At 68.7% G+C, this 24952-nt stretch carries 28 protein-coding genes; 15 read left to right on the top strand and 13 right to left on the bottom strand.

Going from position 1 to position 24952, the window contains the following annotated elements:
- Positions 1–12: 12 nt before the first annotated feature.
- Together AC1RIF_RS10640 and AC1RIF_RS10635 are read right to left on the bottom strand one after the other, a co-directional pair.
- Positions 13–1257, bottom strand: coding sequence for an MFS transporter (locus AC1RIF_RS10640; protein ID WP_492601315.1), 1245 nt, complete (start codon positions 1255–1257; stop codon positions 13–15).
- Between the two features lie 20 nt (positions 1258–1277).
- Complete coding sequence (locus AC1RIF_RS10635; RefSeq protein ID WP_492601314.1) at positions 1278–1724, bottom strand: MarR family winged helix-turn-helix transcriptional regulator; 447 nt, start codon at positions 1722–1724, stop codon at positions 1278–1280.
- A 105-nt stretch (positions 1725–1829) separates the two neighbouring features.
- Between AC1RIF_RS10635 and AC1RIF_RS10630 the strand changes: the two genes are divergently transcribed.
- Positions 1830–2567, top strand: coding sequence for a lysoplasmalogenase family protein (locus AC1RIF_RS10630; RefSeq protein ID WP_492601313.1), 738 nt, complete (start codon positions 1830–1832; stop codon positions 2565–2567).
- Here the strand turns inward: AC1RIF_RS10630 and AC1RIF_RS10625 are convergent.
- A complete protein-coding gene (locus AC1RIF_RS10625; RefSeq protein ID WP_492601312.1) occupies positions 2564–3010 on the bottom strand; it encodes a hypothetical protein in 447 nt (148 codons plus the stop codon). The two genes, AC1RIF_RS10630 and AC1RIF_RS10625, sit on opposite strands and share 4 nt — an antisense overlap.
- A gap of 99 nt (positions 3011–3109) precedes the next feature.
- On the opposite strand from AC1RIF_RS10625, the gene AC1RIF_RS10620 reads away from it, so the two are divergent.
- The 4 genes from AC1RIF_RS10620 (at position 3110) to AC1RIF_RS10605 (ending at position 6432) form a co-directional block, all read left to right on the top strand.
- Positions 3110–3904: an SDR family oxidoreductase gene (locus tag AC1RIF_RS10620; protein WP_492601311.1), complete on the top strand. Its 795-nt coding sequence runs from the start codon at positions 3110–3112 to the stop codon at positions 3902–3904.
- Positions 3905–3972: 68 nt separating this feature from the next.
- Complete coding sequence (locus AC1RIF_RS10615; protein WP_492601310.1) at positions 3973–4581, top strand: DUF6636 domain-containing protein; 609 nt, start codon at positions 3973–3975, stop codon at positions 4579–4581.
- A complete protein-coding gene (locus AC1RIF_RS10610; RefSeq protein WP_492601309.1) occupies positions 4578–5276 on the top strand; it encodes a TrmH family RNA methyltransferase in 699 nt (232 codons plus the stop codon). The genes AC1RIF_RS10615 and AC1RIF_RS10610 overlap by 4 nt, the downstream gene beginning before the upstream one ends.
- Before the next feature lie 34 nt (positions 5277–5310).
- Complete coding sequence (locus tag AC1RIF_RS10605) at positions 5311–6432, top strand: glycoside hydrolase family 76 protein (protein ID WP_492601308.1); 1122 nt, start codon at positions 5311–5313, stop codon at positions 6430–6432.
- Between the two features lie 6 nt (positions 6433–6438).
- Here the strand turns inward: AC1RIF_RS10605 and AC1RIF_RS10600 are convergent, their stop codons facing one another.
- Positions 6439–7101 (bottom strand): DedA family protein, encoded by a 663-nt coding sequence (locus tag AC1RIF_RS10600; RefSeq protein WP_492601307.1) that lies wholly within the window; start codon positions 7099–7101, stop codon positions 6439–6441.
- Between the two features lie 2 nt (positions 7102–7103).
- Entirely contained in the window at positions 7104–7841 is a 738-nt protein-coding gene (locus AC1RIF_RS10595; protein WP_492601306.1) for a VTT domain-containing protein, read from the bottom strand.
- Between the two features lie 166 nt (positions 7842–8007).
- Here AC1RIF_RS10595 and fbaA point away from each other — a divergent pair, with 166 nt between their 5' ends.
- Positions 8008–9045, top strand: a complete 1038-nt coding sequence (gene fbaA, locus AC1RIF_RS10590; protein ID WP_492601305.1) for a class II fructose-bisphosphate aldolase — start codon at positions 8008–8010, stop codon at positions 9043–9045.
- Positions 9046–9178: 133 nt separating this feature from the next.
- Here the strand turns inward: fbaA and AC1RIF_RS10585 are convergent, their stop codons facing one another.
- Positions 9179–9715, bottom strand: coding sequence for an Rv0361 family membrane protein (locus AC1RIF_RS10585; RefSeq protein WP_492601304.1), 537 nt, complete (start codon positions 9713–9715; stop codon positions 9179–9181).
- Between the two features lie 92 nt (positions 9716–9807).
- Between AC1RIF_RS10585 and AC1RIF_RS10580 the strand changes: the two genes are divergently transcribed.
- From AC1RIF_RS10580 to AC1RIF_RS10570, 3 genes are read left to right on the top strand one after another with little or no spacing between them, the layout of a single operon-like run.
- Entirely contained in the window at positions 9808–10224 is a 417-nt protein-coding gene (locus tag AC1RIF_RS10580) for a DUF3151 domain-containing protein (RefSeq protein WP_114721620.1), read from the top strand.
- Positions 10211–11356, top strand: coding sequence for an FUSC family protein (locus AC1RIF_RS10575; protein ID WP_492601303.1), 1146 nt, complete (start codon positions 10211–10213; stop codon positions 11354–11356). Before AC1RIF_RS10580 ends, AC1RIF_RS10575 begins: the two co-directional genes overlap by 14 nt.
- 60 nt (positions 11357–11416) lie before the next feature.
- Positions 11417–12343: a cation diffusion facilitator family transporter gene (locus AC1RIF_RS10570; RefSeq protein ID WP_492601302.1), complete on the top strand. Its 927-nt coding sequence runs from the start codon at positions 11417–11419 to the stop codon at positions 12341–12343.
- A 4-nt stretch (positions 12344–12347) separates the two neighbouring features.
- Here the strand turns inward: AC1RIF_RS10570 and AC1RIF_RS10565 are convergent, their stop codons facing one another.
- Both AC1RIF_RS10565 and AC1RIF_RS10560 read right to left on the bottom strand, forming a co-directional pair.
- Positions 12348–13271: an SDR family oxidoreductase gene (locus AC1RIF_RS10565; RefSeq protein ID WP_492601301.1), complete on the bottom strand. Its 924-nt coding sequence runs from the start codon at positions 13269–13271 to the stop codon at positions 12348–12350.
- Positions 13268–13732 carry a pyridoxamine 5'-phosphate oxidase family protein gene (locus AC1RIF_RS10560; protein WP_492601300.1) on the bottom strand — a complete coding sequence of 155 codons (465 nt, stop codon included), beginning with the start codon at positions 13730–13732 and terminating at the stop codon, positions 13268–13270. Before AC1RIF_RS10560 ends, AC1RIF_RS10565 begins: the two co-directional genes overlap by 4 nt.
- Before the next feature lie 62 nt (positions 13733–13794).
- On the opposite strand from AC1RIF_RS10560, the gene AC1RIF_RS10555 reads away from it, so the two are divergent.
- Positions 13795–14751 (top strand): helix-turn-helix transcriptional regulator, encoded by a 957-nt coding sequence (locus AC1RIF_RS10555; RefSeq protein WP_492601299.1) that lies wholly within the window; start codon positions 13795–13797, stop codon positions 14749–14751.
- Positions 14752–14766: 15 nt separating this feature from the next.
- On the opposite strand, the gene AC1RIF_RS10550 is transcribed toward AC1RIF_RS10555, so the two are convergent.
- Positions 14767–15729 carry a DUF389 domain-containing protein gene (locus AC1RIF_RS10550; protein WP_492601298.1) on the bottom strand — a complete coding sequence of 321 codons (963 nt, stop codon included), beginning with the start codon at positions 15727–15729 and terminating at the stop codon, positions 14767–14769.
- A 106-nt stretch (positions 15730–15835) separates the two neighbouring features.
- Between AC1RIF_RS10550 and AC1RIF_RS10545 the strand changes: the two genes are divergently transcribed.
- Positions 15836–16750: an aminotransferase class IV gene (locus AC1RIF_RS10545; RefSeq protein ID WP_492601297.1), complete on the top strand. Its 915-nt coding sequence runs from the start codon at positions 15836–15838 to the stop codon at positions 16748–16750.
- Between the two features lie 72 nt (positions 16751–16822).
- Entirely contained in the window at positions 16823–17128 is a 306-nt protein-coding gene (locus tag AC1RIF_RS10540; protein ID WP_492601296.1) for a chorismate mutase, read from the top strand.
- Between the two features lie 74 nt (positions 17129–17202).
- Here the strand turns inward: AC1RIF_RS10540 and AC1RIF_RS10535 are convergent, their stop codons facing one another.
- Together AC1RIF_RS10535 and AC1RIF_RS10530 are read right to left on the bottom strand one after the other, a co-directional pair.
- A complete protein-coding gene (locus tag AC1RIF_RS10535; protein WP_492601295.1) occupies positions 17203–17982 on the bottom strand; it encodes a site-2 protease family protein in 780 nt (259 codons plus the stop codon).
- A 26-nt stretch (positions 17983–18008) separates the two neighbouring features.
- Positions 18009–18683, bottom strand: a complete 675-nt coding sequence (locus AC1RIF_RS10530; protein ID WP_492601294.1) for a hypothetical protein — start codon at positions 18681–18683, stop codon at positions 18009–18011.
- Positions 18684–19041: 358 nt separating this feature from the next.
- Between AC1RIF_RS10530 and AC1RIF_RS10525 the strand changes: the two genes are divergently transcribed.
- The gene (locus tag AC1RIF_RS10525) at positions 19042–20331 is read left to right on the top strand and encodes an adenylosuccinate synthase (RefSeq protein ID WP_492601293.1); all 1290 of its coding nucleotides are present in this window, start codon (positions 19042–19044) and stop codon (positions 20329–20331) included.
- A gap of 83 nt (positions 20332–20414) precedes the next feature.
- On the opposite strand, the gene AC1RIF_RS10520 is transcribed toward AC1RIF_RS10525, so the two are convergent.
- A complete protein-coding gene (locus AC1RIF_RS10520; RefSeq protein WP_492601292.1) occupies positions 20415–21617 on the bottom strand; it encodes an NAD(P)/FAD-dependent oxidoreductase in 1203 nt (400 codons plus the stop codon).
- 193 nt (positions 21618–21810) lie between these two features.
- Here AC1RIF_RS10520 and AC1RIF_RS10515 point away from each other — a divergent pair, with 193 nt between their 5' ends.
- Both AC1RIF_RS10515 and AC1RIF_RS10510 read left to right on the top strand, forming a co-directional pair.
- Complete coding sequence (locus tag AC1RIF_RS10515; RefSeq protein ID WP_492601291.1) at positions 21811–23175, top strand: ammonium transporter; 1365 nt, start codon at positions 21811–21813, stop codon at positions 23173–23175.
- 144 nt (positions 23176–23319) lie between these two features.
- Complete coding sequence (locus AC1RIF_RS10510; RefSeq protein ID WP_492601290.1) at positions 23320–23856, top strand: GbsR/MarR family transcriptional regulator; 537 nt, start codon at positions 23320–23322, stop codon at positions 23854–23856.
- On the opposite strand, the gene AC1RIF_RS10505 is transcribed toward AC1RIF_RS10510, so the two are convergent.
- On the bottom strand, positions 23857–24906 hold the full coding sequence (locus AC1RIF_RS10505) for an iron-siderophore ABC transporter substrate-binding protein (protein WP_492601289.1): 1050 nt from the start codon (positions 24904–24906) through the stop codon (positions 23857–23859).
- Between the last annotated feature and the right edge of the window lie 46 nt (positions 24907–24952).

Raw genomic sequence — 24952 nt, 5'->3', positions numbered from 1 at the left:
CCGGTCAGGACCTCAGTCCGCGTCGCCGACGGTGACGGCCGTGGCCTCCTCGATGCTGTGCGGCTCCGGATCGTGATCGTCGACGTGCGCCAACACCTTTCGTCCGGTGGCGAGGACGGCGATCGCAGCGACGGTGAGCAGGGCGCCCAGCCAGAACGGAGCGTGGACGTTGTGCTCGCCTAGCTTGCCGGCGACGTACGGGGCAGCGGCGCCGCCGACGAAGCGGACGAAGCTGTACGCGGCCGAGGCGGTCGAACGTTCGACGGGCGCGGAGATCATGACGGTCTCGGTGATCAGGGTGTTGTTGACGCCCAGGAACAGTCCGGCGAGGACGACGCACACGATCAGCGCCGGCTTGGAGTCGGTGAACAGGCCCATCGCCGCGAGGTCGACCGCGAACAGGGCCAGCGAGGCCATCATCATCGGCAGTGTGCCGAAGCGGCGCTGCAGGCGTGGGGCCAGGAAGACCGACGCGATCGCCAGCATCACGCCCCAGCCGAAGAAGATGAAGCCGATCGAGTAGGCGCCCATGTCCAGCGGGAACGGGGTGTACGCGAGCAGTGTGAAGAATCCGTAGTTGTAGAGCAGTGCGGTGATCGCGACGGTGAGCAGGCCCCGGTGGCGCAGCGCGAGGAACGGTGCCGCGAGCGATGTGCGATGCTGCGGCGCGGGTGCCTTCGGCAGCATCACCATGATGAGGATGAACGCGACGGCCATGAGCGTCGCGACGCCGAAGAACGGTGCGCGCCAGCTGATGTTGCCCAGCACGCCGCCCACGAGCGGACCGACGGCGATGCCGATGCCGAGCGCGGCCTCGTACAGGATGATCGACCGGGCGACTCCGCCGCTCGCGGCGCCGACGATCGCCGCCAGTGCGGTCGCGATGAACAGCGCATTACCCAGGCCCCAGCCGGCACGGAAGCCGACGATCTGGTCGATGGTGTCCGAGGCGCCGGCGGCGGCCGCGAACACCACGATGATCGCCAGGCCCCACAGCAGGGTCTTCTTGGCGCCGATCCGGCTGGAGATCACGCCGGTGAACAGCATCGCGACGCCCGTGACCAGCATGTAGCTGGTGAACAGCAGCGACACCTGCGACGGGGTCGCGTCGAGCTGTTCGGCGATGGGCTTGAGAATGGGATCGACGAGGCCGATGCCCATGAAGGCGATGACGCTGGCGAAGGCCACGGCCCACACCGCTTTCGGTTGTTGCAGGATGCCGGGCTTCTCGGTTCCGGTGGCGGTCGCGGTGCTCACATGACCCTCCTCAGGATGTGTCAGTAGTCGGTGGCGGCGGTCCGGATGATCGCCCGGAGTTCGCCGAGGCCCTCGGAGAGCCGAGCGAGTTGCTCGGGAGCGAGGTGCGCAAAGTGCGGTGTCAACACGTCGGCCATGTCGCGCCGCGCAGTGGCGAGCCAGTCCCGGCCCTGGTCGGTGATACCGACCAGGACGGCGCGGCAGTCGTCGGGGTCGGCTTCCCGCGAGACCAGTCCCTCCTCGCCGAGCCGTTTGAGCAGTGCGGTCGCGGACGGTTGGGAGCAGCGGTCCAGGCGCGCGAACGTGCTGATCCGAACGGCACCCTGCTCCTCGAGCAGCGACAGCGCCCGCATCCACGACCGGGAGTGGTCGTCGGTCGCGAGGGCCGACGCGAGGCGGGTGAAGCGGTGTGCGTTGCTGACGAGATCGACGAGCAGGTCACGAAGTTGGGGATCGGGCGAACTCACTCAAAAAGATTACATAAGCTAACTATCTATGTAAACCCCGGTTCCTCACTCGGGACGGGGATGCGGCGGTACGGTCGAGTCGAAATCCGGACATGAGGAGTGGGCATGGCATTCGCGAGCGGCAAGAAGTGGGGACTCGAACACGCGGTGTTCGTCGGTGCGACGGCGGCGACCGTCTACGGTGCGGTCACCGGACGCGAGCGGGTCCAGCAGGTCGCCAAGCCGCTGATGGCTCCGGCCCTCGCGACGCGGGTGCTGCGTCGCCGCGGCGACCTGGACACCGCCGACACCGCCCTGCTCGTAGCCGGGCTCGCCGCGGCCACCGTCGGCGACGTGTTCATGATCGACCCGGATGTCGACGCCCGGCTGCGCCGCGGTGCGACGTCGTTCGGTGTGATGCAGACCGGTTACTCCTCGCTGCTGGTCCGTCGGGGCGCCAGGCCGCGCCGCGCGGCCGCGCTCCCGCGGCTCGGGGCGTGGGCGGGGGCGTCGGGGCTGCTGCACGCCAAGGCGCCGACCGTGGCGAAGACGCTCACCGGCTACGGATTCCTGCTCGGCACCACCGCGACACTCGCCGCCGATCCGGCTCTCGCGCCCGGTGCCTCCGACGTTGCGGGGCTTCCGGTGCCGAACGGTCGGGACCGCCGCAGCTGGCTCGGGCTCGGCGGGCTGCTGTTCACCGGCTCCGACGGCCTGATCGTGGTGCGCAAGCTGTTCCTGCGCGGCGAGAAGCCGCGGGCCGCCGCGGAGGGCGCCATCCTCGCGTCGTATGCGGCGGCGCAGTTGTTGCTCGTCGAGGGGATGATCGAGCTCGGCCGGCGCGCGAAGGCGCGAATCCGCTAGGGGCAGATCATGATCCGGTCGCGGTTCCGGGGGTCGACGCGGATCGAGATGGTCTCGCCCTCGACGAACCGCGCCCGGTTCTCCGGGAGCACCTCGTAAAGGACCTTGCCCGTGTACGAGTCCGATCCGGGCACCGTCAGCGCCAGATCGAGCTCGGTGAGCTCGCCGTTGTCGACGGTGCGCCGGATGGGCTGGGCGTGCTGGATCTTCGCCCAGCCCTCGAGCCCGTGCCGGGCGAGTCTGCGCTCGGATCGGGTGGGGCGGTCGGCCCACATCATGCCCAGCCCCAGCGCCGAGCCGTATGCCGCGAGCAGCCCGCCGACCTGGTACGGGATGGTCCCGGGCGCGGTGTGATCGATCAGCCAGCCCAGCCAGATCGACAGGACGATGACGTAGCTGACGCTGATGAAACAGACGGTGCGAACGATGCGTGGGTGGTTCATGGTCTCCGTCGTCCGAGCGCCGGCACCGGAAGCCGGCCGCGCGAACGCAACTCTCTCCGATCGCCTCCAGCCTATCCATCCAGCGCCTAGCCTGTCGGCATGCCTCCCACATCACCACGCACCGTGTTCATCACCGGGGCGGCCGCGGGGATCGGCCGAGCGACGGCCCTGAAATTCGCCGACTCCGGCTACGTCGTCGGTGCCTACGACATCGACGAGGACGGCCTCGAGTCTCTCCGAACGGAGATCGTCGACCGCGGTGGACGGGCACGGGTCGGCGTCCTCGACGTCACCGCTCCGGACGAGTGGAAGAATCGACTGGCCGAGTTCACGTCCGACGACAGACGGCTCGACATCCTCGTCAACAACGCCGGAGTGCTGACGTCGGGGCGGTTCCAGGACATCCCCGCCGACGCACACCGCCGGATGATCGACATCAACGTCGGCGGCACCGTGAACGGGACGCTCGCCGCGTTCGAGTACCTGAAGGAGACGCCGGGCGCCCAGGTGGTGAACCTGTGTTCGGCGTCGGCCATCTACGGTCAGCCCGAGCTGGCGACCTACAGTGCCACCAAGTTCGCGGTGCGAGGACTCACCGAGGCGCTCGATCTGGAATGGCGTGCCCACGACATCCGGGTGATCGACATGTGGCCGTTGTTCGTCGGGACGGGGATGGTGCGCGGGATGTCCATCGCCAGCACCCGCTCGCTCGGCATCCGACTCAACGCGGAGGAGGTCGCCGACGCGATCTTCGACGCCACGCGGAGCCGTCGTCGAGCGCTGCCCAAGGTGCACTATCCCGTCGGCCGGCAGGCGCAGGTGATGTCGGCGGCCGCGCAGTTCTCCCCGCAGTGGCTCACCCGGATGACGAACAGGCTGCTCACCCGCAGCTGAGATCGGTCGGCCGGCGACTAGAGTTCGATGTCGGTCGATCGGTCGGGAATTCGTCAGGAGTCGCTGCTGTGCGTCGGGTAACGCCGCTGGGTGTGAGGGCCTGTGCCGCGGTGGCCGCGGCACTGACGCTGAGTGGGTGCGGCGGATCGCCGGACACCCCGGCGGAGGCAGTGCCGACGGGTACCGTCGTGGCGCCGACCACGACGACGATCCCGGCGCCCACCACGACGACGACCGCACCGGTCACCACGACGACCGAGACCACCACGACCTCGGCGGCGGCCACCACGACGCTCACCGACGTGCAGTTCCAGCGCAACGAGTCGTACTACTTCACCTCACCCGACGGCACTTTCAACTGCGGCATCGTGCGGTTGCCGAGTCGCACCGAGGCGGGCTGCGAGGGGTCGACGAGCCCGATCCCGCCCAGGCCCGACGACTGCGTCGTCAGCTGGGGCAACGGGATCCGCGTCGAGAACGCGGGACGGGGTGGGTTCATGTGTTCGGGTGGACGGGTCTACACGTCCGGGACCGGAGCCGATCCGGTGCTGGCACCGGGCGTCGAACTCGCCCAGCTCGGCTACACGTGCACGACCACGGCGACATCGGTGACATGCGCCAATGACGAGACCGGCCACGGATTCACCGTCGCCCCCGATTCGAACGAGACGTTTTGAGCACTGACGATACGAATCCGACCGGCGCCACCGAGGAGGCCGACGCCCCCGGCCCCACCGAATGGGGTGAGCATCCGTACGGCGTCGGCCCGTGGCTCGAGGAGCATGGGGCGCCGCTGCCCGACGATCCGCGGTACGACCCGCAGCTGCTCGCCGAGGGGGACCGGCGCAACGTCGTCGATGCCTACCGCTACTGGACGCGGGAGGCCATCGTCGCCGACATCGACGGCCGCCGGCACCCGCTGCATGTCGCGATCGAGAACTTCGGGCACGACGCCAACATCGGCACCGTCGTGCGGACCGCGAACGCGTTCGCCGCGGCCGCCGTGCACATCGTCGGTCGACGACGCTGGAACCGGCGCGGCGCCATGGTCACCGACCGCTACCAGCATCTGGTGCACCATGCCGACCTCGACGACCTCGCCGCGTTCGCACGGGAGCACGGGCTGACGGTCGTCGCGGTGGACAACACTCCCGGGTCGGTCCCGATCGAGACGGTGGAGCTGCCGCGCGACTGCCTGCTGCTGTTCGGGCAGGAGGGCCCCGGCGTCACCGAGCAGGGGCACGACGTGGCGTCGATGACGGTGTCGATTGCGCAGTTCGGGTCCACCCGCAGCATCAACGCCGGCGTAGCCGCGGGTATCGCGATGCACACCTGGATACGTCAGCACGCGAATCTCGGCCGCGCCTGGTAGCGGAAGTGTCCGTGCCGAGGCAAGATCGGTAAACATGCAGCGCGAATGGTCCGCTCGTGCGGACGCCGCCGAGAACGCGGTGATCACTCGGCACATTCGACGCGTCTGGGGGATGCCGGGTACTGCGCTCGCGGTTGTCGCGTGGCCCGCGGTGCGGCGGGAACGGGTGTTCGTGAACTGGCACTACTGGTGGCAGGCGCACGTCATCAACTGCACCGTCGACGCCGCCGAACGCAATCCCACCGCGCGCCGTCGGCGTCGGTTGACGAGACTCATTCGCGGCCATCGGATCCGGAACATCTCCGGCTGGACCAACAGCTACTACGACGACATGGCGTGGCTGGGGATCGCGCTCGAGCGAGCCCAGCGGATGCAGCTGATCGACAACCGCAAGGCTCTCGCGACGCTCGAATCGCAACTGTTCGACGCCTGGTCGCCCGATCAGGGCGGCGGCATCCCGTGGCGTAAGCACTCGGATTTCTTCAACACTCCGGCGAACGGCCCGGCCGGGTTGATGCTCGCCCGCAGCGGGCGGTTGTGGCGGGCGCAGGCGATGGCCGATTGGATCGACGACACGCTCAGGGATCCGGAGACGGGCCTGATCTTCGACGGGATCCGGAGCGACGGCGAGATCGAGCGCAACATCTACTCGTACTGCCAGGGGACGGTGCTCAGCCTCGAGACCGAGCTCGCGGTCCGGATGGGTGCGCCCCGGCACCGGCTGCGGGTGCACCGATTGGTCGACGCGATCGACGAGCGCCTCACCAAGGGCGGCGTCATCCGTGGTGGCGGCGGCGGGGACGGTGGACTGTTCAACGGGTTGCTCGCCCGCTACCTGGCGCTCGTCGCGCTGATGCTGCCGGGGGACGCCCCGGAGGACGTGCGGGCGCGGCGGATCGCAGCGCAGCTCGTGCTCGGTTCGGCCGAGGCCGCGTGGGAGAACCGGCTGCAGGTGGAGGAACTGCCCCTGTTCGGGAAGGACTGGAGCCGGCCCGCGCTGCTGCCGGGCCTCGGGGCGGGAATCGCGACCGTGTCGAGCGGATCGGTGCATTCGTCCGACATCGCGGAACGGGACCTGTCCGTGCAGCTCAGCGGATGGCTGCTGATGGAGTCGGCCTACCTGGTGTCGGCGGCGGGGTATCCGAAACGGCGGTGACGGCCGTCAGTCGTGCACCTCGTCGACGACGACGTCTTCGGCGGGCTTGGCCATCTCGCGCCGGTACCCCCACACACCCAGGGCGGTCCCGATCACCAGCAGGCTCACCATGGTGCCGAGCACGGCCGGCATCAGCCACGGCACCCGCTCGAGCACGGACCCGAAGTAGAAGCCGACGAGCAGCAGCACCGGTGCCCAGAGGATCGCGCCGATGCTGCTGGCGACGGTGTAGCGGCGGTGGTCCATGTTCGCCGCCCCGGCGACCATCGGGCACAGTGTGCGGACCCACGGGATCCACCGCGCCACCAGCACCGCCCAGAACCCGTGCCGGTCGAGCAGGACGTTGACCTTGTGCAGGTTCTTCGCGTTGACGTACTTGCCGTTGCGCCGGGCGACGAGATGATGGCCGCTGCGCTTGCCGATCGCGTAGCCCACCTGGTTACCGGCGATCGCGGCGCCCATCGCGCCGACGGACAGCGCCCACGTGTGCTGGGCGCCGGACCCGTGCGTGGCCAGCACGATGCCGGCGGTGACCAGCATGGAGTCACCGGGCAGGAACAGTCCGATGAGAAGAGCGCACTCGAGGAAGACGAAGGTGAGTACGACGATCCACACCAGTGCCGGACCGGCGGACTCGAGCGGCCCGAACGTTCCGGCCGCGGTGATCATCGTCAGGCGGTCGGGTCGTGGGGAGCGCTGACCGACTCGGTCTCGGCGGGCGCCGCGGCGGAGCCGGACTTACGCGAGGCGAGGAACCGCTTGCCGACCTCGACGATGATCGGGATGACCGACACGAGGACGATGCCGATGAAGATGTAGTCGATGTTGTCGGCGATGAACTGGATCTGTCCGAGCCAGAAGCCGAGCAGCGTCACGCCGGCGCCCCATACGATGCCGCCGATGACGTTGTAGGTGATGAACGTCGAGTACTTCATCTTCGACGCGCCCGCGACCAGCGGTGCATAGGTGCGCACGATCGGCACGAAGCGGGCCAGGAAGATGGTGGCCGGGCCGTGCTTCTCGAAGAAGGCGTGGGCCTCGTCGATGTAGCTCTTCTTGAAGATCTTCGCGTCGTCGGACTTGAACAGGGCCGAGCCGCCCTTGGTGCCGATGACGTAGCCCACCTGGTCGCCGAGGACCGCGGCGATCGGGATGGTCACCATGAGCACCCACAGCGGCGCGAACGGTTCCACCTCCGCCGACTTCGAGGCCGCGATCAGACCCGCGGTGAACAGCAGGGAATCGCCCGGCAGCAGCGGGAACAGCAGACCCGACTCGATGAAGACGACCAGCAGGAGTCCGATCAGCATCCACGTGCCGAACGAGTTCAGCAGGTTCACTGGATCGAGGAATCCCGGCAGCAATGCCAGATTCGTGGTCACGGACTCCGAGGCTGCCAGCACATTCACGGGCACCAGACTACCGGCGGCCACTGAGAGCTCGCTGAGCCGACCGCACCGGGCGAGCCGACACCAGGGGAGGCATTCACCCGCCCGGGTTGCCATACTGCATAGACCACCGGCGCGCCGTCACAGTCGGCAGCGCCCCCGAACCGTCACATGGAGGACAGCCGCCGTGCCTATCGCAACTCCCGAGGTCTACGCCGAGATGCTCGGACGGGCCAAGGAGCACTCCTTCGCCTTCCCCGCCATCAACTGCACCTCGTCCGAGACCATCAACGCGGCCATCAAGGGCTTCGCGGACGCCGGCAGCGACGGCATCATCCAGTTCTCGACCGGCGGCGCGGAGTTCGGTTCGGGCCTGGGCGTCAAGGACATGGTGACCGGTGCGGTCGCGCTCGCCGAGTTCGCGCACGTCATCGCAGCCAAGTACGACGTGACGATCGCGCTGCACACCGATCACTGCCCCAAGGACAAGCTGGACACCTTCGTCCGTCCGCTGCTCGCGATCTCGCAGGAGCGCGTCAACAGCGGTCGGAACCCGCTGTTCCAGTCGCACATGTGGGACGGCTCGGCCATCCACATCGACGAGAACCTGGAGATCGCCCAGGAACTGCTGAAGCTGTCGAAGGCCGCGAACATCATCCTCGAGGTCGAGATCGGCGTCGTCGGCGGTGAAGAGGACGGCGTCGAGGCCGAGATCAACGACAAGCTGTACACGTCGCGCGAGGACTTCGAGAAGACCGTCGACGCGCTCGGTGTCGGCGAGAACGGCAAGTACCTGCTGGCCGCGACGTTCGGCAACGTGCACGGTGTCTACAAGCCGGGCAATGTCGTCCTCAAGCCGGAGGTGCTGGCCGAGGGCCAGGCTGCGGCTGTCGCGAAGCTGGGCCTCGCGGACGGCTCCAAGCCGTTCGACTTCGTCTTCCACGGCGGCTCGGGCTCGCTGAAGTCGGAGATCGAGGACTCGCTGCGCTACGGCGTCGTGAAGATGAACGTCGACACCGACACCCAGTACGCGTTCTCGCGTCCCATCGCCGGCCACATGTTCTCGAACTACGACGGTGTCCTGAAGATCGACGGCGAGGTCGGCAACAAGAAGGTCTACGACCCGCGCAGCTACCTCAAGAAGGCCGAGGCCGGCATGACCGCTCGTGTCATCGAGGCCTGCAACGACCTCAAGTCCGCGGGACGTTCCGTCTCCGCCGGCTAGTCGGGGGTCGCTGAGGGGTTCGGCCCCTCGTCCGTCTCCACGTTTTGCGCACTTGTCGCTGGTCAACCCGTGCCGGGAACCGCGACAAGTGCGCAAAACGCGTTTCGGGGGACGTCTCTCCTCGTGAGCGCCCTCAGTCGGGGTCGCAGACCTTCCACTCGCCGTCGACGCGTTCGAGGTCGAACGTGCGCGGGGAGGCGTCGGTCGGATTGGCTTGCGTGTGCGCGGTGACCTGGACGATGGCGGCATCGCCGGTGATCTGGACCGTGTCGATGCCGGTGACGACGGGGACGTTGCCCTGCGCGACGGAGTTGCGGTGCACGTCGGCGAACTCGGTGGGCGGGATGCCGCGGTAGAAGTCGGCGAGCGTGCCGCACGTCGACGACTGCAGGGTCGACAGGTCTCCGGACGCCAGCGCGTCGACGAACGTGTCGACGGCGTCGCGCACCTTGGTCTCGTCGGCTCCGTGGGCGCCGCCGCGGGCGATGACGAAGCCGGTGACGCCGAGCGCGGCGAGCACGCCGACGACCGCGACGGTCGAGGCGATGATCCAGCCGCGTCTGCCGCCGCGCCGCCCACCGGGCTGCGCGGCCGGGGCGACCGGGTCGATGCGCTGCGGACCGGGACCGGCCGGTGTGGCACGAGACTGGTTGTCGTTCGGGTCGGGCACGGGACGCCTCTCGGTCCGGGAGTGGGATCGACTGGTGGGCAGCCTATCGGCCCGAGTATCGGGGCGGGCACGGTGGACGTAACCTGGACGCCATGACGTCTTTCGGTGATCTTCTCGGCCCGCAGCCCACTCTGCTCCCCGGTGACGAGGACGCGGAGTCGGACCTGCTCAACCACGAGGACCCGGCGAAGGTCGCCGCGGCGCATCCCACTGCTTCGATCGCGTGGGCGTACCTGGCGGAGGCGGCCCTCGAGCAGGGGCAGACCATCACCGCGTACGCGTACGCACGCACCGGCTACCACCGTGGCCTCGACCAGCTGCGCCGCAACGGGTGGAAGGGCTTCGGTCCGGTCCCGTTCAGTCACGAGCCGAACCGCGGCTTCCTGCGCTGTGTCGCCGTGCTGGCGAAGGCCGCCCAGGCAATCGGTGAGAACGACGAGTACGCACGCTGCCTGGACCTGCTCGAGGACTGCGATCCCCGGGCCGCCGAAGCACTTGGTCTCGGCTAGCCGCTTCGTTCCGCGCCCGGCAGCGGGCCGGGAGCGCGCGCAGGCGTCGGTCCGTCGCCTGCGCGCGTCGGCGCTGCCGGTGCTGCAATGTGCTCTGGCGGCCGGCCTCGCGTGGTGGTTCGCCACCGAGGTCGTCGGACACACCCGGCCGTTCTTCGCGCCGATCGCGGCGGTCGTCTCGCTGGGCCTGTCGCTCGGCGCGCGCCTGCGCCGATCGGTGGAACTGGTCTGCGGTGTGACGGTCGGCATCGGTGTCGGCGACCTGTTGATCTCGCTGATCGGCACCGGTGCGTGGCAGATCACGCTCGTCGTGGCATTGGCGATGTCGACGGCGGTGCTGATCGGCAGCGGGCCCATCTTCTCGATGCAGGCCGGCACGTCTGCCGTGCTGGTCGCGACGTTGCTGCCGCCGGGCGACGCCGCCGGAGTCGACCGGATGGTCGACGCCCTGGTCGGTGGTCTGGTGGGTATCGCGGTGGTCGCGATCGTGCCCACACATCCGGTGCGCCGGGCCCGCCGGGACGCCGCCGGGATCCTCGCGACCGCGGCCGAGGTGCTGCAGCTGGTCGCCGACGGGCTCATCGAGAACGATCCCAAGCCGATCGAGAAGGCCCTGCGCGACGCGCGGGCTACGCAGTCGGCAATCGATTCGCTGCGCAGCAATCTGTCCGGTGGTAAGGAGATCAGCCGGATCTCCCCGCTGTACTGGGGCAGCCGCGCCCGCCTGGCCCGGCTCACGGCGACGGCCGATCCGATCGACAACGCGATGCGCAACATCCGCGTGCTGTCGCGCCGGTCGCTCTCGCTCGTGCGTGATGACGAGATCCTCGACCCACGTCTCGTCGACGAGATCGAGAAGCTCTCGCACGCCCTCGATGTGCTGCGCCGGATGATTCTCGCCGAACCGGGGGAGCAGCCGGATCAGGCGGAGGCGGCCCGGGTGCTGCGGACCGTCGCGTCGGGAATGAAGCCCGAGCTCGTCGAGAAGGCCGGCATCTCCGCGACCGTGGTGTTCGCGCAGATCCGGTCGCTCATCGTGGATCTTCTGCAGGTTGCGGGACTCGAGCGGATCTCGGCGATCGCGACGCTGCCGCCGACGGTTCCCAACCCCGCCTACAAGCCCGAACTCTGACTTCTTTTCATATATGCGAATGTATGCATATGATGGGCCGGACTTACGAGGAGGGTGATCATGGGAGCCGGTCACGGGCACAGCCACGGCAACACTTCGGGCGTCGGCGCCGCCGGTCCGTCGCATACGCGGATCCGCAAGATGGTGATCGCGCTCGGGATTCTGATCGTGTTCCTGATCCTCGAGGTGGTCGTCGGCCTCGCGATCGGATCCCTGGCGCTGCTCGCCGACGCCGGGCACATGCTCACCGACGTCGTCGGCATGTCGATGGGGCTCGTGGCGCTGCTGCTCGCGAAGCAGGGATCCAAGGCTGCGGCCCGCACGTTCGGCTGGCATCGCGCCGAGGTTCTCACCGCGATGGCCAACGCCGTACTGCTGCTGGGCGTGGCCGCGTTCGTGATGTACGAGGCCATCGGCCGGATCGGTGACGTCCCCGACATCCCCGGCGTGCCCCTGATGGTCACCGCCGCCGCCGGCCTGGCCGCCAACATCGTCGTGATGCTGATGCTGCGCGGCGACGCGAAGGACTCCATCGCCGTCCGCGGCGCGTATCTCGAGGTGCTCGCCGACGCGGTCGGCAGTGTCGGTGTCCTGATCGCCGGCGCTGCACTGGTGTTGTTCGACTGGACCTACGCGGACATCGTCGTCGGTGTGCTGATCTCCCTGTGGGTGGTGCCGCGTGCGCTCAAGCTCGCCGGATCGGCGCTGCGGATCCTCACGCAGGCGTCGCCCGCCAACGTCGACGTCGACGCCGTCCGCGCGGATCTACGTGCGGTGCCCGGGGTCTCGGACGTCCACGATCTGCACGTGTGGACGCTCACCACCGGGATGGACGTGGCGACCGTGCACCTGACCACCGATTCGGACTCGCAGCGGGTGCTGGCAGCGGCCAAGACCGTGCTGGACACGCACGGCCTCAGTCACGCCACCGTTCAGGTGGAATCCGGTGTCGAGGGCTCCCGCTGCCAGGAGGACCTCACCTGGTGACGCGTCAGCGATAGCCGTCGGTGTTCGCGGGCAGGTCACGGTCCTGCACCTCGACGATGTACCGCCAGCAGTCGGGCCGGGACCCGTCCACGTCGGTGAAGCCGTACCGCTGCGCCAACTCGCCGCTCGAGACCACCCGGCCGCTGTACCCGCCCGCGTCCGGCGCCGCGGCCAACGCAGCCACCGCTCGGCCTACGAACGTCGGGGACTCCGAGATCGCGAAGTGTGGGACGTGATCGAGGGCGTCGCGCCAGTTGTCCTCCGTGACGCCGAAGGCTTCCAGCATCGTCTCCGACCGCAGCCACCCCGGGGTCACCGCGACGGCAGCACAGCCGTGCGGGGCCAGTTCGTACGCCTGCGCGGTGGTCATCCGCTGCACCGCCGCCTTGACGAGGTCGTAGTAGAAGCCGACCTGGTGCCGGTAGGCGACGTTGTAGTCGGCGGTGCCGTCGGTCATCTCGACGACCAGCCCGCCCGGTCGGCGGATCAGCAGGGGCAGCGCGAAGTGGCTGGTGATCGCGTGGGTGTCGATCCCCATCCGCAGCATCCGCAGCCCGCCGTCGAGGTCGTGTTCCCACACCGTGGTCCCGAACTGGGCGTAGCGGTCGCCGCCGAAGATGTCGTTGACCAGGATGTCGAGACGGCCGTGCTCGGCGTCGATGCGCTCGGTCAGGGCGCGCACCTGATCCCGTTCGAGGTGGTCGACGCGCAGCGCCACCCCGTCGCCGCCGGCGGCCGCGATGAGTTCGCCCGTCTCCTCGATGGTTTCGGGCCGGTCGATCTCCGACCGCCCGGCCACCCGACTGCTGCGGCCGGTCGCGTAGACGGTGGCTCCGGCGCGGGCCAACTCGACCGCGATCGCCCGACCGGCGCCGCGTGTCGCACCGGCGACGAGGGCGACCTTCCCGGTCAGATCCGGCGCGTTCACCGGCTGACCCTGGTGACGGCGACGCCGGGCCGCCAGAGGTCGACGTGCAGGCGGTCCTCCGAGACCGTGGTCAGCACCACCTCGTCGACGCCGAGTTCGAAGATGTGCGCCTCGTCGCCGGGGTTCTCGGGGTAGGAGTCGAGGACGGACTGCTTCTCAGCGCCGGTGAGCTCGCGGGCGCGGCCGGAGATCTTGGCATCGCCGCCCTCCATCGTGTGATGGCCCGGATTCGAGTGCAACGAGTACCGCGGATCCCGTTGCAGGTCCCGGGCCTTGCGGGCGCCGGGCATCGACCCGAGCACGAGCAGCCCCCGGAAGATCTCGACCTCGGTGCCGCTCACGCGCGGCGAGCCGTCGGCGCGCAGCGTCGCGATCACGTGGTGCTTGTGCGCGGTCAGTCGCGCACGGACTGCCTCGGCCAGCGCCGGGGCCTGCTCGGAGAACTCCTGCCAGGTTGTCATGCGGTCAGTGTGCGCGCCGATCACTGACATCTTGTGTCAGCGATTATTCGTAGACTTTCCGGGTGCGCTCCTCCCGATTGCTCAATCTGATGCTGCGCTTGCAGGGTGGCCCCGGCAGCACTGCCGCCCGGCTGGCCCAGCAACTCGACGTCTCGGTCCGGACGGTGTATCGGGACATCGCTGCACTGCAGGCCGCCGGGGTTCCGGTGTGGACCGAGAGCGGGCCCGGGGGTGGGATCCGTCTGCTCGACGGCTGGCAGTCCAAGCTCAGCGGCATGACGGGGGCGGAGACGTCGGCACTCATGCTGCTCGGCATCCCGGACGTCGCGCAGGATCTCGGGCTCGCCGATGTCGCGGCCCGCGCCGAGTCGAAACTGCTGGGGGCGCTGCCGCTTCCGCTCCGGGCCGGTGCCCTGCTGTGGCGCGAGCGCCTGCACGTGGACGCGCCGGGCTGGTTCGAGTCGACACCGTCGGGGGAGCACTTGCCGGCGGTGGCGTCCGCGGTGTTCGAGGGGCGACGGCTCCGCATTCGGTACCGGCGTCGGGGTGGAGCGGCCACTCGCACCCTCGACCCGCTCGGCCTGGTCGCGAAGGCGGGTGTCTGGTATCTCGTGGCGCGGCACCGGGATCGGACGCTGTCGTACCGGGTCTCGAGGATCGACGGCGCGCAGGTGCTGGACACACCGGCCGCGCGCCCGGACGACTTCGACCTGGCCGCGTGGTGGGCGGCGTCGACGGCGGAGTTCGACCGGGCGTTGCTGCGGTACCCGTGCCGGGTGCGGCTGTCGCCGTACGCGTGGCGGCGGCTGCCGGACGTCGTGGGGGAGGGGGCGGCGCGTGTCGAACCGTCCGAGGCGGACGAGCAGGGCTGGGTGACGGTCGATCTGATGCTCGAGGCGGAGGAGGTCGCGCTCGATCAGCTCACCGGGCTCGGTACCGGTGTCGAGGTGCTCGGGCCGGCATCGCTGCGCGCGGGGCTGCGGGCGGTCGCCGAGGAGGTGGCGCGCCGCAATCGGTGATCCGTCTGCCGACGGTCACAGCATGCGCCGCCGTCGGTCCAGGGCGCGGGCGCGGCGCACCGACACCCGCGACCACACGGCCTGCTGGATCGCCAGCGTCGCCCACCCGGCCAGCGCCATCCCGGACAGGTTCAGCGCGAGCTGCTGGATGCTGCCCCAGACCTCGTGCCCGGCACCGAAGGCGAGTCCGAGCCCGACGTTGCCGGCCGCGGGAACCGTTGTCACCGAGATGAACACACCCGACAGCCCGCCGAGCTTCGACGAGGTGAGCGACAGCACCCCCGCGGCCGCCGCGATGACAGCGACGATGAACGACCACTTGTCGGGCGAGTAGATGAACGCGGTGTCCGGTCGGGGTCCGGTGACGTCGTCGATCGTCACCCAGCCGAGCAGCCGTCCGCCCAGGGCGGCCAGCGCGGTCACCGTGATCGCGACCGCGAATCCGATCAGGAGGGTGCGCACGGCGGTCGCGAGCAGCACGAACCGGCGCTTGACCAGAGCGACACCGAGCGCCGCGATCGCCCCGAACTCGGGGCCCAGGACCATCGCGCCGATGACGAGGATCTGCGAGTCGGTGATGATCGCGATTCCCGCCAGCAGGGTCGCGAGAGTCATGAAGCTCAGGTAGGTCCAGTTCAGTTCGACGTCCTCGTAGGACCGCTGGGCGACCTCGGCCCACACGACCGTGTCGGCACTGCTGCCCGGGCTGTCGAGTTCGGCGTCGAGTCCGCTGCGGGACAGCCAGGTGTGGACCGGTTCGATCTCGATGCTGCCGCGGTGGTGCAGACCGGTGGCGCGGAGCTTCTCGACCACGTCGTTGGCGACCTCGCGGGCGATGTCGGCGTAGACGAGGTCGCCGACCGGGCGCACCGCGGCGCCGCGGAGCACGGCGAGCCCGCTGACGGCCGGTTCGTCCTCCAGGATGCGGACGGTCTCGTCCGTGAGATCGCTGGGCGTGAGGATCCGCAGATGGAGCATGCGCACAGTGTGCCGGGCGGGATACGGGCATGGTGGGATGCCGCGGCGGCCGGGTGGGCGTGAATTCGCTTTCCGTCGGGGCGCGGCGTCGATAGCATTCCCGGCCATGGCTGTCCCGCATCCGCACGTGTACTACGGCGACCGACTCGTTCCCGCCTCCGAGGCCACTCTGGGAGTCGCCACGTCCGCCGTCCTGTACGGCCTGAGTGTCTACACCGTATTCCCGGTGCATGCCGACGGTGGGGTCCGTACGGCGTTCCGGCTGGCCGACCACTACCGACGTCTCGTCGAGTCCTGCAGGATCATCGGCATCGACCGGTTCGCCGACGAGTGGAGTTTCGACCGTTTCGTCTCGGCCGCAACCGAACTCGTCGATGCCAACGCGCCCACCGCGGACGTCTTCGTGCGTGCCACGGTGCACGTCGACGAGTCGATCCCCGGCACCCGGGTGCGCGGGTGCCGGACCGTCGTGTCGATGTTCGTGTACGACGCGGTGCCGATCGTCCCGCAGGACGGCATGCGGCTGAAGACCAGCACGTGGCGGCGCATCCCGGACTTCGCGATCCCCTCGCGTGCCAAGGTCAACGGCGCGTACGTGAACTCGGTGCTGGCCAAGCAGGACGCGATCGACGCCGGCTACGACGACGCGATCTTCCTCGACGGCGCCGGGCACGTGTGTGAGCTCAGCGCCGCGAACATCTTCCTGGTCCGCGGCGGGACCCTGATCACCCCCGACGTCTCGTGCGACATCCTCGACGGCATCAACCGGCGCACGCTGCTCACGCTCGCTGCCGAGGACGGTATCCCCGTCGTGGAACGCACGGTCGATCTCACCGAGCTGTACATCGCGGACGAGGTGTTCGCCACCGGCACCTCGGCCGGGGTGGCGCCGGTGACCGAGGTGGACGGTCGCACCGTCGGTGACGGCGCGACGGGCCCGATCTGCGAGGCGCTGCGGAAGCGGCACACCGCGGCCCTGCGCTCGGATGGTCTCCACGGGTGGGTCACCGTTCTCGGCTGACCACCGGCGCCGACCAGATCGGGTAGTGAACTACCTACGTGCCCGCGGGACCGCGTACCTAGCGTTGTTGGCATGACCAGCGCACAGGTGACGAACATGTCGGCGAATCGGGAGGCTGACCGCCAGCCGGACGTCGACATCGAGCAACTCCGGGGCGAGATCGACCGTCTGGATGCACAGATCCTCGCGGCGATCCAGCGGCGCACCGAGATCTCCCGTCTGATCGGTGAGGTGCGAATGCTCGGCGGCGGTACTCGTCTCGTGCACACCCGAGAAATGAGTGTTCTGTCGCGTTTCGACGACCTGGGGCCGGAGGGGCACACGCTCGCGTTGTTGCTGCTGCGGCTCGGACGGGGGCGTCTGGGTCATGCCATGTGACCGGCCGACCCCGGTCAGGAACCGACCGGGGTCGGCGCGGTCACGTGCGATGACGTGGGCGGGTCAGCGGCGGGTCAGCTCCGCCAGAACTGCATCAGGAAACTGCCGAAGGCGGCGTAGAAATCGGGGATGCCCGACAGTTCGAACAGCCAGTAGATGGCGTCGAAGAACGCGGTATTGATCTGCGGCACGAACAGCAGCGCGATCAGCAGGAGCAGCCCGTACGGTTTGATCTTGTCGAGCGATCGGCGCGTGCCCGGCCGCAGGTGCGGCTCGAGGGCGCCGTATCCGTCGAGCCCGGGCACCGGCAGCAGGTTCAGCACCGTGGCCATCACCTGCAGGAACGCCAGGAAGCTCAGCCCGCTCCAGAACATCTGGTTGTGCCCGTCCAGCCCGAACAGGCGGATCACCACGAGCAACGCGACTGCCGCCACCGCGTTCACCGCGGGCCCGGCGAGGGAGATCCGCGTCTGCACGCGGGGCGGCATCGATCCGGTCCTGAGGTAGACGGCGCCGCCGGGGAGTCCGATGCCGCCGATCGCGAGGAACAGCACCGGCAGGCCGATCGACAGCAGCGGCTGGGTGTACTTGCGCGGATCGAGGGTCAGGTACCCGCGCATGACGACGTCGTGGTCGCCAGCTCGCCACGCGACGAACGCATGGGCGAATTCGTGCAGGCACAGCGTGACCACCCAGCCCGCCACGACCAGCAGGAACACGCCGATCCGGCCCGAGGTCGCGTAGTCGGTGGACCGCCACGCGAGGACGCCGCCCAGCACCGCCACCGCCACGATGCCGAGGAACACGGGGCTCGGACGGACGGCGGCGGACCGGGTGCGTGCGTCGGGATACATGCCCCCAGTATCCAGGCGGCTGTGTCTCAGGCGCCGTAGACGAGCAGCCAGTCCTCGTGGTGTCGGTAGAAGGTCGAACGTTTGACCGCGCGCGGGGTGCGGACGCCGTCGCGGGTCAGGACGGCCGCCGGTGATCCGAGTTGGACGGCGCGACCGGTGAGCCACCGGTGGCCGCCGAACCAGCGCCGCTTGTCGACGGTGGCGCGCAGGCCGGGCAGTTCGGGAATCGGGACGACGCGCATCCCGGGAACGGTGCCGGAGAACAGGCGGGTGTCGTCGACGTACGCCTCCCCGGTCAGCTCGCCGGCGTGCTCGGATCCGTAGATGCGGGCCTCACCGACGAGGGCGATGCCGGCGTCGTCGCGGATCAGCGGCAGCGGTCGCGCAACGCCCGAGACGGCGATCGACGCCGCCTTGGATCCGGTCCTCAGCCCGTACGCGTGGGTGGCGTCGGTCCGCTCCTCCGGAACGTAGGCGAGCTCGATGTCCAGCCGCTCGGTACGCATCAGTCGAGTGAGCGCGGCCGCGAACGCCCCGTCGTCGCCGACGACGACCAGTCGAGGCTTCTCGACCGTCTCGAGTTTGGCGAACGCCTCGTCGAAGTCGCCCTTCGCGGGGAGCGCGGGCGCGGTGAACACGTCGAGCGACCGCAGCGCCAGTGGTAGCGGTCCGTCGCCGCACTTGAGCACTACCGGGGTCATGACACTCCTTGCTTGGCCCCGACGCTGCGGTTCGGATCCGGCTATTCGGAGGATGGGGCGTGTGGTGAGCAGTTCGAGCCTGGAGCCACGAACCGCCCGCCTTCTCACGTTCGTCGCCGCGCCACGGCAGTGGCGATGGAGGCATCCGTCGCCCGCAAAGGCATTTCGATGTCTACCCGAACGCGGGCGGGCGTCGCAAACGGCCGGGCCGCTTCGCTGTCCGTTTCGGGCGGGTTCGGAGGGCTAGTGGGCTGGATGACGGTCGGTCTCGGCTAGACTGTGCCTCCGGCCACTGCCTACACCACGGCAGGACCATGCAGTCGGATACGTCTGCACGTCGACCGTAGGAGACAGGGAAATGCCGGCAATCGTCCTCATCGGTGCCCAGTGGGGCGACGAAGGTAAGGGCAAAGCTACGGATCTACTGGGCGGAAGCCTGCAGTGGGTCGTGCGGTACCAGGGCGGCAACAACGCGGGACACACCGTGGTCCTGCCCAACGGTGAGAAGTTCGCGCTCCATCTGATCCCGTCGGGCATCCTCACGCCGGGCGTCACGAACGTGATCGGCAACGGTGTGGTGGTGGACCCGGGCGTACTGCTCGCGGAGCTCGCCGGGCTCGAGGAGCGTGGCGTCGACACCAGCGGCCTGCTGATCAGCGCCGATGCGCACCTGATCATGCCGTACCACGTGGCCATCGACAAGGTCACCGAACGCTTCCTGGGCGCCAAGAAGATCGGCACCACGGGCCGCGGAATCGGCCCCTGCTACCAGGACAAGATCGCGCGTGTCGGTGTCCGCGTGGCCGACGTCCTGGACGAGAAGATCCTCACCCAGAAGGTCGAGGCGGCACTGGAGTTCAAGAACCAGGTGCTCGTCAAGATCTACAACCGCAAGGCCCTCGACCCGCAGCAGGTGGTCGACGAGGTCCTCACGCAGGCCGCGGGCTTCAAGCACCGCATCGCCGACACCCGTCTGCAGCTCAACCAGGCCCTCGACGCAGGCGAGACGGTGCTTCTGGAGGGCTCGCAGGGCACACTGCTCGACGTGGACCACGGCACGTACCCGTACGTGACGTCGTCGAACCCGACGTCGGGCGGCGCCGCGGTGGGCTCGGGCATCGGCCCCACCAAGATCACCACGGTGCTCGGCATCCTGAAGGCGTACACCACGCGTGTCGGCTCCGGTCCGTTCCCGACCGAGCTGTTCGACGAGTTCGGTGAGTACCTGGCGGACAAGGGCGGCGAGGTCGGTGTCACCACCGGTCGCGGCCGCCGCACCGGCTGGTTCGACGCCGTGATCGCCCGGTACGCGACCCGTGTCAACGGCATCACCGACTTCTTCCTCACCAAGCTCGACGTGCTGTCCAGCCTGGAGACCATCCCGATCTGCGTCGCGTACGACGTGGACGGTGTGCGCGTCGACGAGATGCCGATGACGCAGACCGACATCCATCACGCGAAGCCGATCTACGAGGAGATGCCGGGCTGGTCCGAGGACATCTCGGGCGCCCGCACCTTCGAGGAGTTGCCGGTCGCGGCGCAGAACTACGTGCTGCGGCTCGAGGAGCTGTCCGGCGCGTTCATGTCCTGCATCGGTGTCGGACCGGGCCGCGACGAGACCATCGTCCGCCGGGACATCCTGGCCTGACCTTCCCCGTGTGACCGAATGTCACATGCGTTCAGTTGGACTGAACGCATGTGACATTCGGCATTTCGGGGGTGTCCCCGGGATCAGCGCATCTCGCCCGCGCCGGCGTACGGGTACCGGCTTGTCAGGGGCTTGCCCTCGTCGAAGCGGCCGTACCGGAAGTCGTCCCCGTCCACGGCGGGGTCGCTGCTGATGCCGTCGAGCAGCAGATCCGCGGCCAGGCGGCCCACAGCGGGGGAGATCTTGTAGCCGTGCCCGCTGAAACCCACCGCCAGGAACAGGCCCTCGGCGGGGGAGGGCCCGATGATCGGGTTGTAGTCGGGAGTGATGTCGTAGCAGCCCGCGTACGACGACGCCAGGCGCGCGTCGTGCATGTCGGGCAGGATCCGGTCGAGCTTGCCGATCGCGGTCTCGACGAAGGTGTCCGTGGCCCGGTTGCGGTAGGCGTCGGGGTCGGCGAACTCGGGGACGGAGTGGTCGCTGTTGCCGACCAGTAGATGCCCGTTCGGCTCGCGTCGAATGTATTGCAGGTTCACCAGATCCGAGAACGTCGGGACTTCGGGTGTGGGCTCTCCCCGATCCACCAGTACCAGTTGCTCGCGCTGAGCGCGGATCGGCACGTGTACACCCGCGGTGGCCGCGAGTGCGGGGCTCCACACCCCGGTCGCCAGTACGACGGTGTCGCAGAGGATCTCGGATCCGTCGGCGCACCCGACGCCGAGCACTCGGTCGGTCTCGTCCTGGATCAGTCGAACAACGCTGGTGGACTGCCGGATTCGGACACCGAGAGCACGGGCACGGGCGCCGTACGCCATGCCCGTCATGTACGCGTCGCCATGGCCGCCCAGCGGTTCGTAGGCGAACCCGGCGAAGTCGTCGAGGCGGAGTCCCGGCCACATCGCGTGCACGGCGTCGGCGTCGATCAACTCCACCGGGATGCCGAGACTGCGGTGTATCTCGACGTTGGCGTGCAAGGGCGCGAGGTTGACCGCGTCGACGCCGACGACGTACCCGGTCTGCCGGAAGCCGATGTCGGTGCCGAAGATGTCGTCGGCGCGGGAGAAGACGTCGACACCGTGCCACGCCATCGCCGCGAGTGACGGAACTCCGTAGTGGCACCGGATGATTCCGCTGGACTTGCCTGTCATGCCCGAGCACAGGGTGTCGCGTTCGAGGACGACGACGTCGGTCTCGCCGCGTTCGGCCAGCGACCATGCGATCGCCAGTCCCTCGAGTCCGCCGCCCACGATCACGATGCGTGCGTGCTCCGTCGTGCTCTCTGCCATCTCGACCTCCGGTCACCGGTGTTTCTTGATGATAGACAGTGTTGCATGAAGAGAAACGATCGCAATCCCGGGTTGCTGTGCGAACCCTGTAACGCACTGTTCACCAGGGCTACTCGCAGCCCTTACAGCGGACCTTCACTCTCGGATGACCTCGATTCCCCGTGTAAAACGGGCCGACACAAGGTGGGCAGATATGGAGCAGGCTCTCGCGGCCGCCGATACCGCATGGTTACTGGCGGCGTTCACTGCTGTTGCGTTGATGATCCCCGGGCTCGCGCTGTTCTACGGCGGCATGGTGAGCATTCGCAACTCGCTCAACATGATGATGATGACGTTCGGCTCGTTCGCCGTCGTCGGTGTGCTGTGGGTGCTCTTCGGCTACTCGGCCGTCCTCGGTAATTCCCTGGGAGGCTTGGGCATTCTCGGCGACCCGCTCGAGTTCGTCGGGCTGGGACAGTTGCTCGAACCGTCCGCGGAGCCCGCTCTGCCGGCGGCTCTGGTGGCGGGATTCCAGATGCTCTTCGCGGCCATCACGGTCGCACTGATCTCCGGTGCGCTCGCCGACCGGATCAAGTTCGGTTCCTGGATGCTGTTCGCCGGGTTGTGGGTGACGCTCGTGTACTTCCCGGTGGCGCACTGGGTGTTCGCGTTCGACTCCGATGACGGCAGCGTGATCGGAGGCTGGATCGCGAACAAGCTCGGGGCGATCGACTTCGCGGGCGGCACCGCCGTCCACATCAACGCCGGCATCGCGGCACTCGCGATGGTGCTGGTGCTGGGCAAACGATATGCATTCCCGAACATGCCGCGCCCGCACAACCTTCCGCTGACCCTGCTCGGTGCGGGCATCCTGCTGTTCGGGTGGTTCGGGTTCAACGGCGGCTCGGCGCTCGCCGCCGACAATGCGGCGTCCGTCGTCGTCCTCAACACGGTGTCCGCGGCGTGTGCGGGCATCTGTGGCTGGCTGCTCGTCGAGCGACTGCGTGAGGGCCGGCCCACCTCGCTCGGGGCCGCGTCGGGTCTGATCGCGGCGCTGGTCGCGATCACCCCGGCCTGCGGTGCGGTGTCGCCGATCGGTGCGCTGCTGATCGGTGCGGCCGCCGGCGCGCTGTGCTGCTTCGCGGTGTCGCTGAAGTTCCGCCTGGGCTACGACGACGCGCTCGACGTCGTCGGCATCCACCTGGTCGGCGGCATCCTCGGCACGTTGCTCATCGGTCTGCTCGCGACCGAGGACGCACCCAACGGTGTCGCCGGACTGTTCTACGGCGGGGGCTTCGGGCTGCTGGGCAAGCAGGCGCTGGCCGTAGTCGTGGTGCTGGCGTACTCGTTCGCGGTGACGTGGATCATCGCGAAGGGCATCGACCTCACGCTGGGGCTGCGGGTGCGACCCGAGGACGAACACGAGGGGCTCGACGTCACCGAGCACGGCGAGACCGCGTACGTCACCGAGACGGTGTCGGTGACGGTCTCCGGGTCGGGTCCGGTCGATCCGGCAGCCGTCGCGGACGCGGCCGAGGCGCTCGTGACCCGCGCGGCGAACACCGAACAGCGCACGTAGCGGCGCGTCGCACGAACGGGGCGACCGCTGCCCGTCTCGCCGAGACGAGCAGCGGTCGCCCTGCCGTGTCGCGAGTCCCGGCCCGGACGTCGGCATAATGTTCGACGGCAAGGTACTTCGAGCGAATCGGGATTTCGAGGCGGTATGAGCGAGGGCAGGAACACCGGACGCGGAGGTCCCGCGAAGGGAGAGGACTTCTCGCACTGGTTCGTCGAGAGTTTCGCCGACTACTGGCAGTCGGCGGGAGCATCGCGGATCGAGGGCCGCATCGCCGGGTACCTGCTCATCGACGAGTCGCCCGGTGTGACGGCCGAGGAGTTGGCCACCGAACTCGGCGCCAGCCGCGGATCGGTCTCGACGTACGTGCGGCGGTTGATCGACCGCGGGTTCGTCAAACTGATCCGCAAACCACGAGACCGAACCCACTACTACGCAATGGATTCGGACGTGTGGGGCGGATTCCTCGAGAACGAGCACGCGTACCTGGAGAACCAGCGGCGCCTCGCGACCGAGGCGCTCGCGCACACCGACCCGAATGGGCCGGCGCACATCCGGGTGCTGAACATGCGGGACTACATGGGGTGGATCATCGACAACCGGATGCTCCGCAGCGAGTGGAACCGCTTCAAGGCGGAACGCGACGGCGGAGCATCCGGTTGGAACGATGCCGGAACTGCCTGACTAGTTGGCCGGAGCAGCGGGCTGGTCGAGCTTGGCGACAGCCTCGTCGATCATCGGCACGTAGCGTTCGAGCGACCACGGCACGGTCAGCGGAGTGATGATCGACGATCCGGTGACGAACGGCTGGTTCGTCGGGGCGACGACGGAACCCCGTGCGACGGCCGGAATCTGGGCGTAGACCGGCTGCGCCTCGGTCTCGGCGCGGTTCGCCGGGTCCGAGTAGAAGGTGAACAGGAGGTCGGAGTCCTTCAATAGGTGCGCGTTCTCGAGCCCGATCAGCGAGGAATCGGTGCCGTCGGTCTCCGGCAGCGTGTTCACGACCGGATCGACCTGCAGGCCGAGGGCGCGCACCATCGCGACGCGCTGCTCGTCCGGGAAGAAGACGCCGAGGGTACCCGGGCCGGTGTTGTAGATGAACGAGAACGACACGCCGGAGTACTCGGGGTGCGCCGCGGTGGCGTCGGCGAACTGGGACTTGATCTTCGCGATCTCCTGATCGGCCTCGGCGGACTTGCCCATGGCCTTGCCGATCACCTTCATCTGGTCCTCCCACGTGATCGTCCACGCCTTCTCGGCGTAGGCGACGGTCGGGGCGAGGGCACTCAGCGCGTCGTACTGCTGCTGCGTGACGCCCGACCACGGCGCGAGGATCAGGTCCGGGTCGAGCCAGGCGATCGCCTCGATGTCGATCTCGCTGCCGCCGGTGAACTGGACCGGCAGCTCGGCGCCGCGCTCGGTGATCGCGTCGTGGATCCACGGCAGGTAGCCGGCCTCGTCGCTGCCCCACTTGTATTCCTCGATGCCGACCGGCACCGTGCCGAGCGCGATGGCGGTCTCGGCCGAGCCCATGCCGAGCGTGACGATTCGCTCGGGTTCCTGGGTGATGACCGCCTCGCCGAGGGCGTGTTCGATCGTGACGGTCTCGAAGTCGGTACCCGTGGAGGCGCTTTCCGGCTCGCTCGAACTGCAGCCGACGAGAGCGACGGCCGCGGCCACCAGGCCGGACAACAGTGCAGACCGACGGGCGGTCCGGGTTCGAGCGAATCTCATGGAGGGGCCTTCCGACGCGTCGACGATGCGACGGTGAGCATAGGCT

Source organism: Prescottella sp. GW823-FHT02E09, from assembly GCF_058797375.1.
Note: the sequence above shows the minus strand (reverse complement) of the source record. Positions and strands in the feature narration are given on the sequence as shown.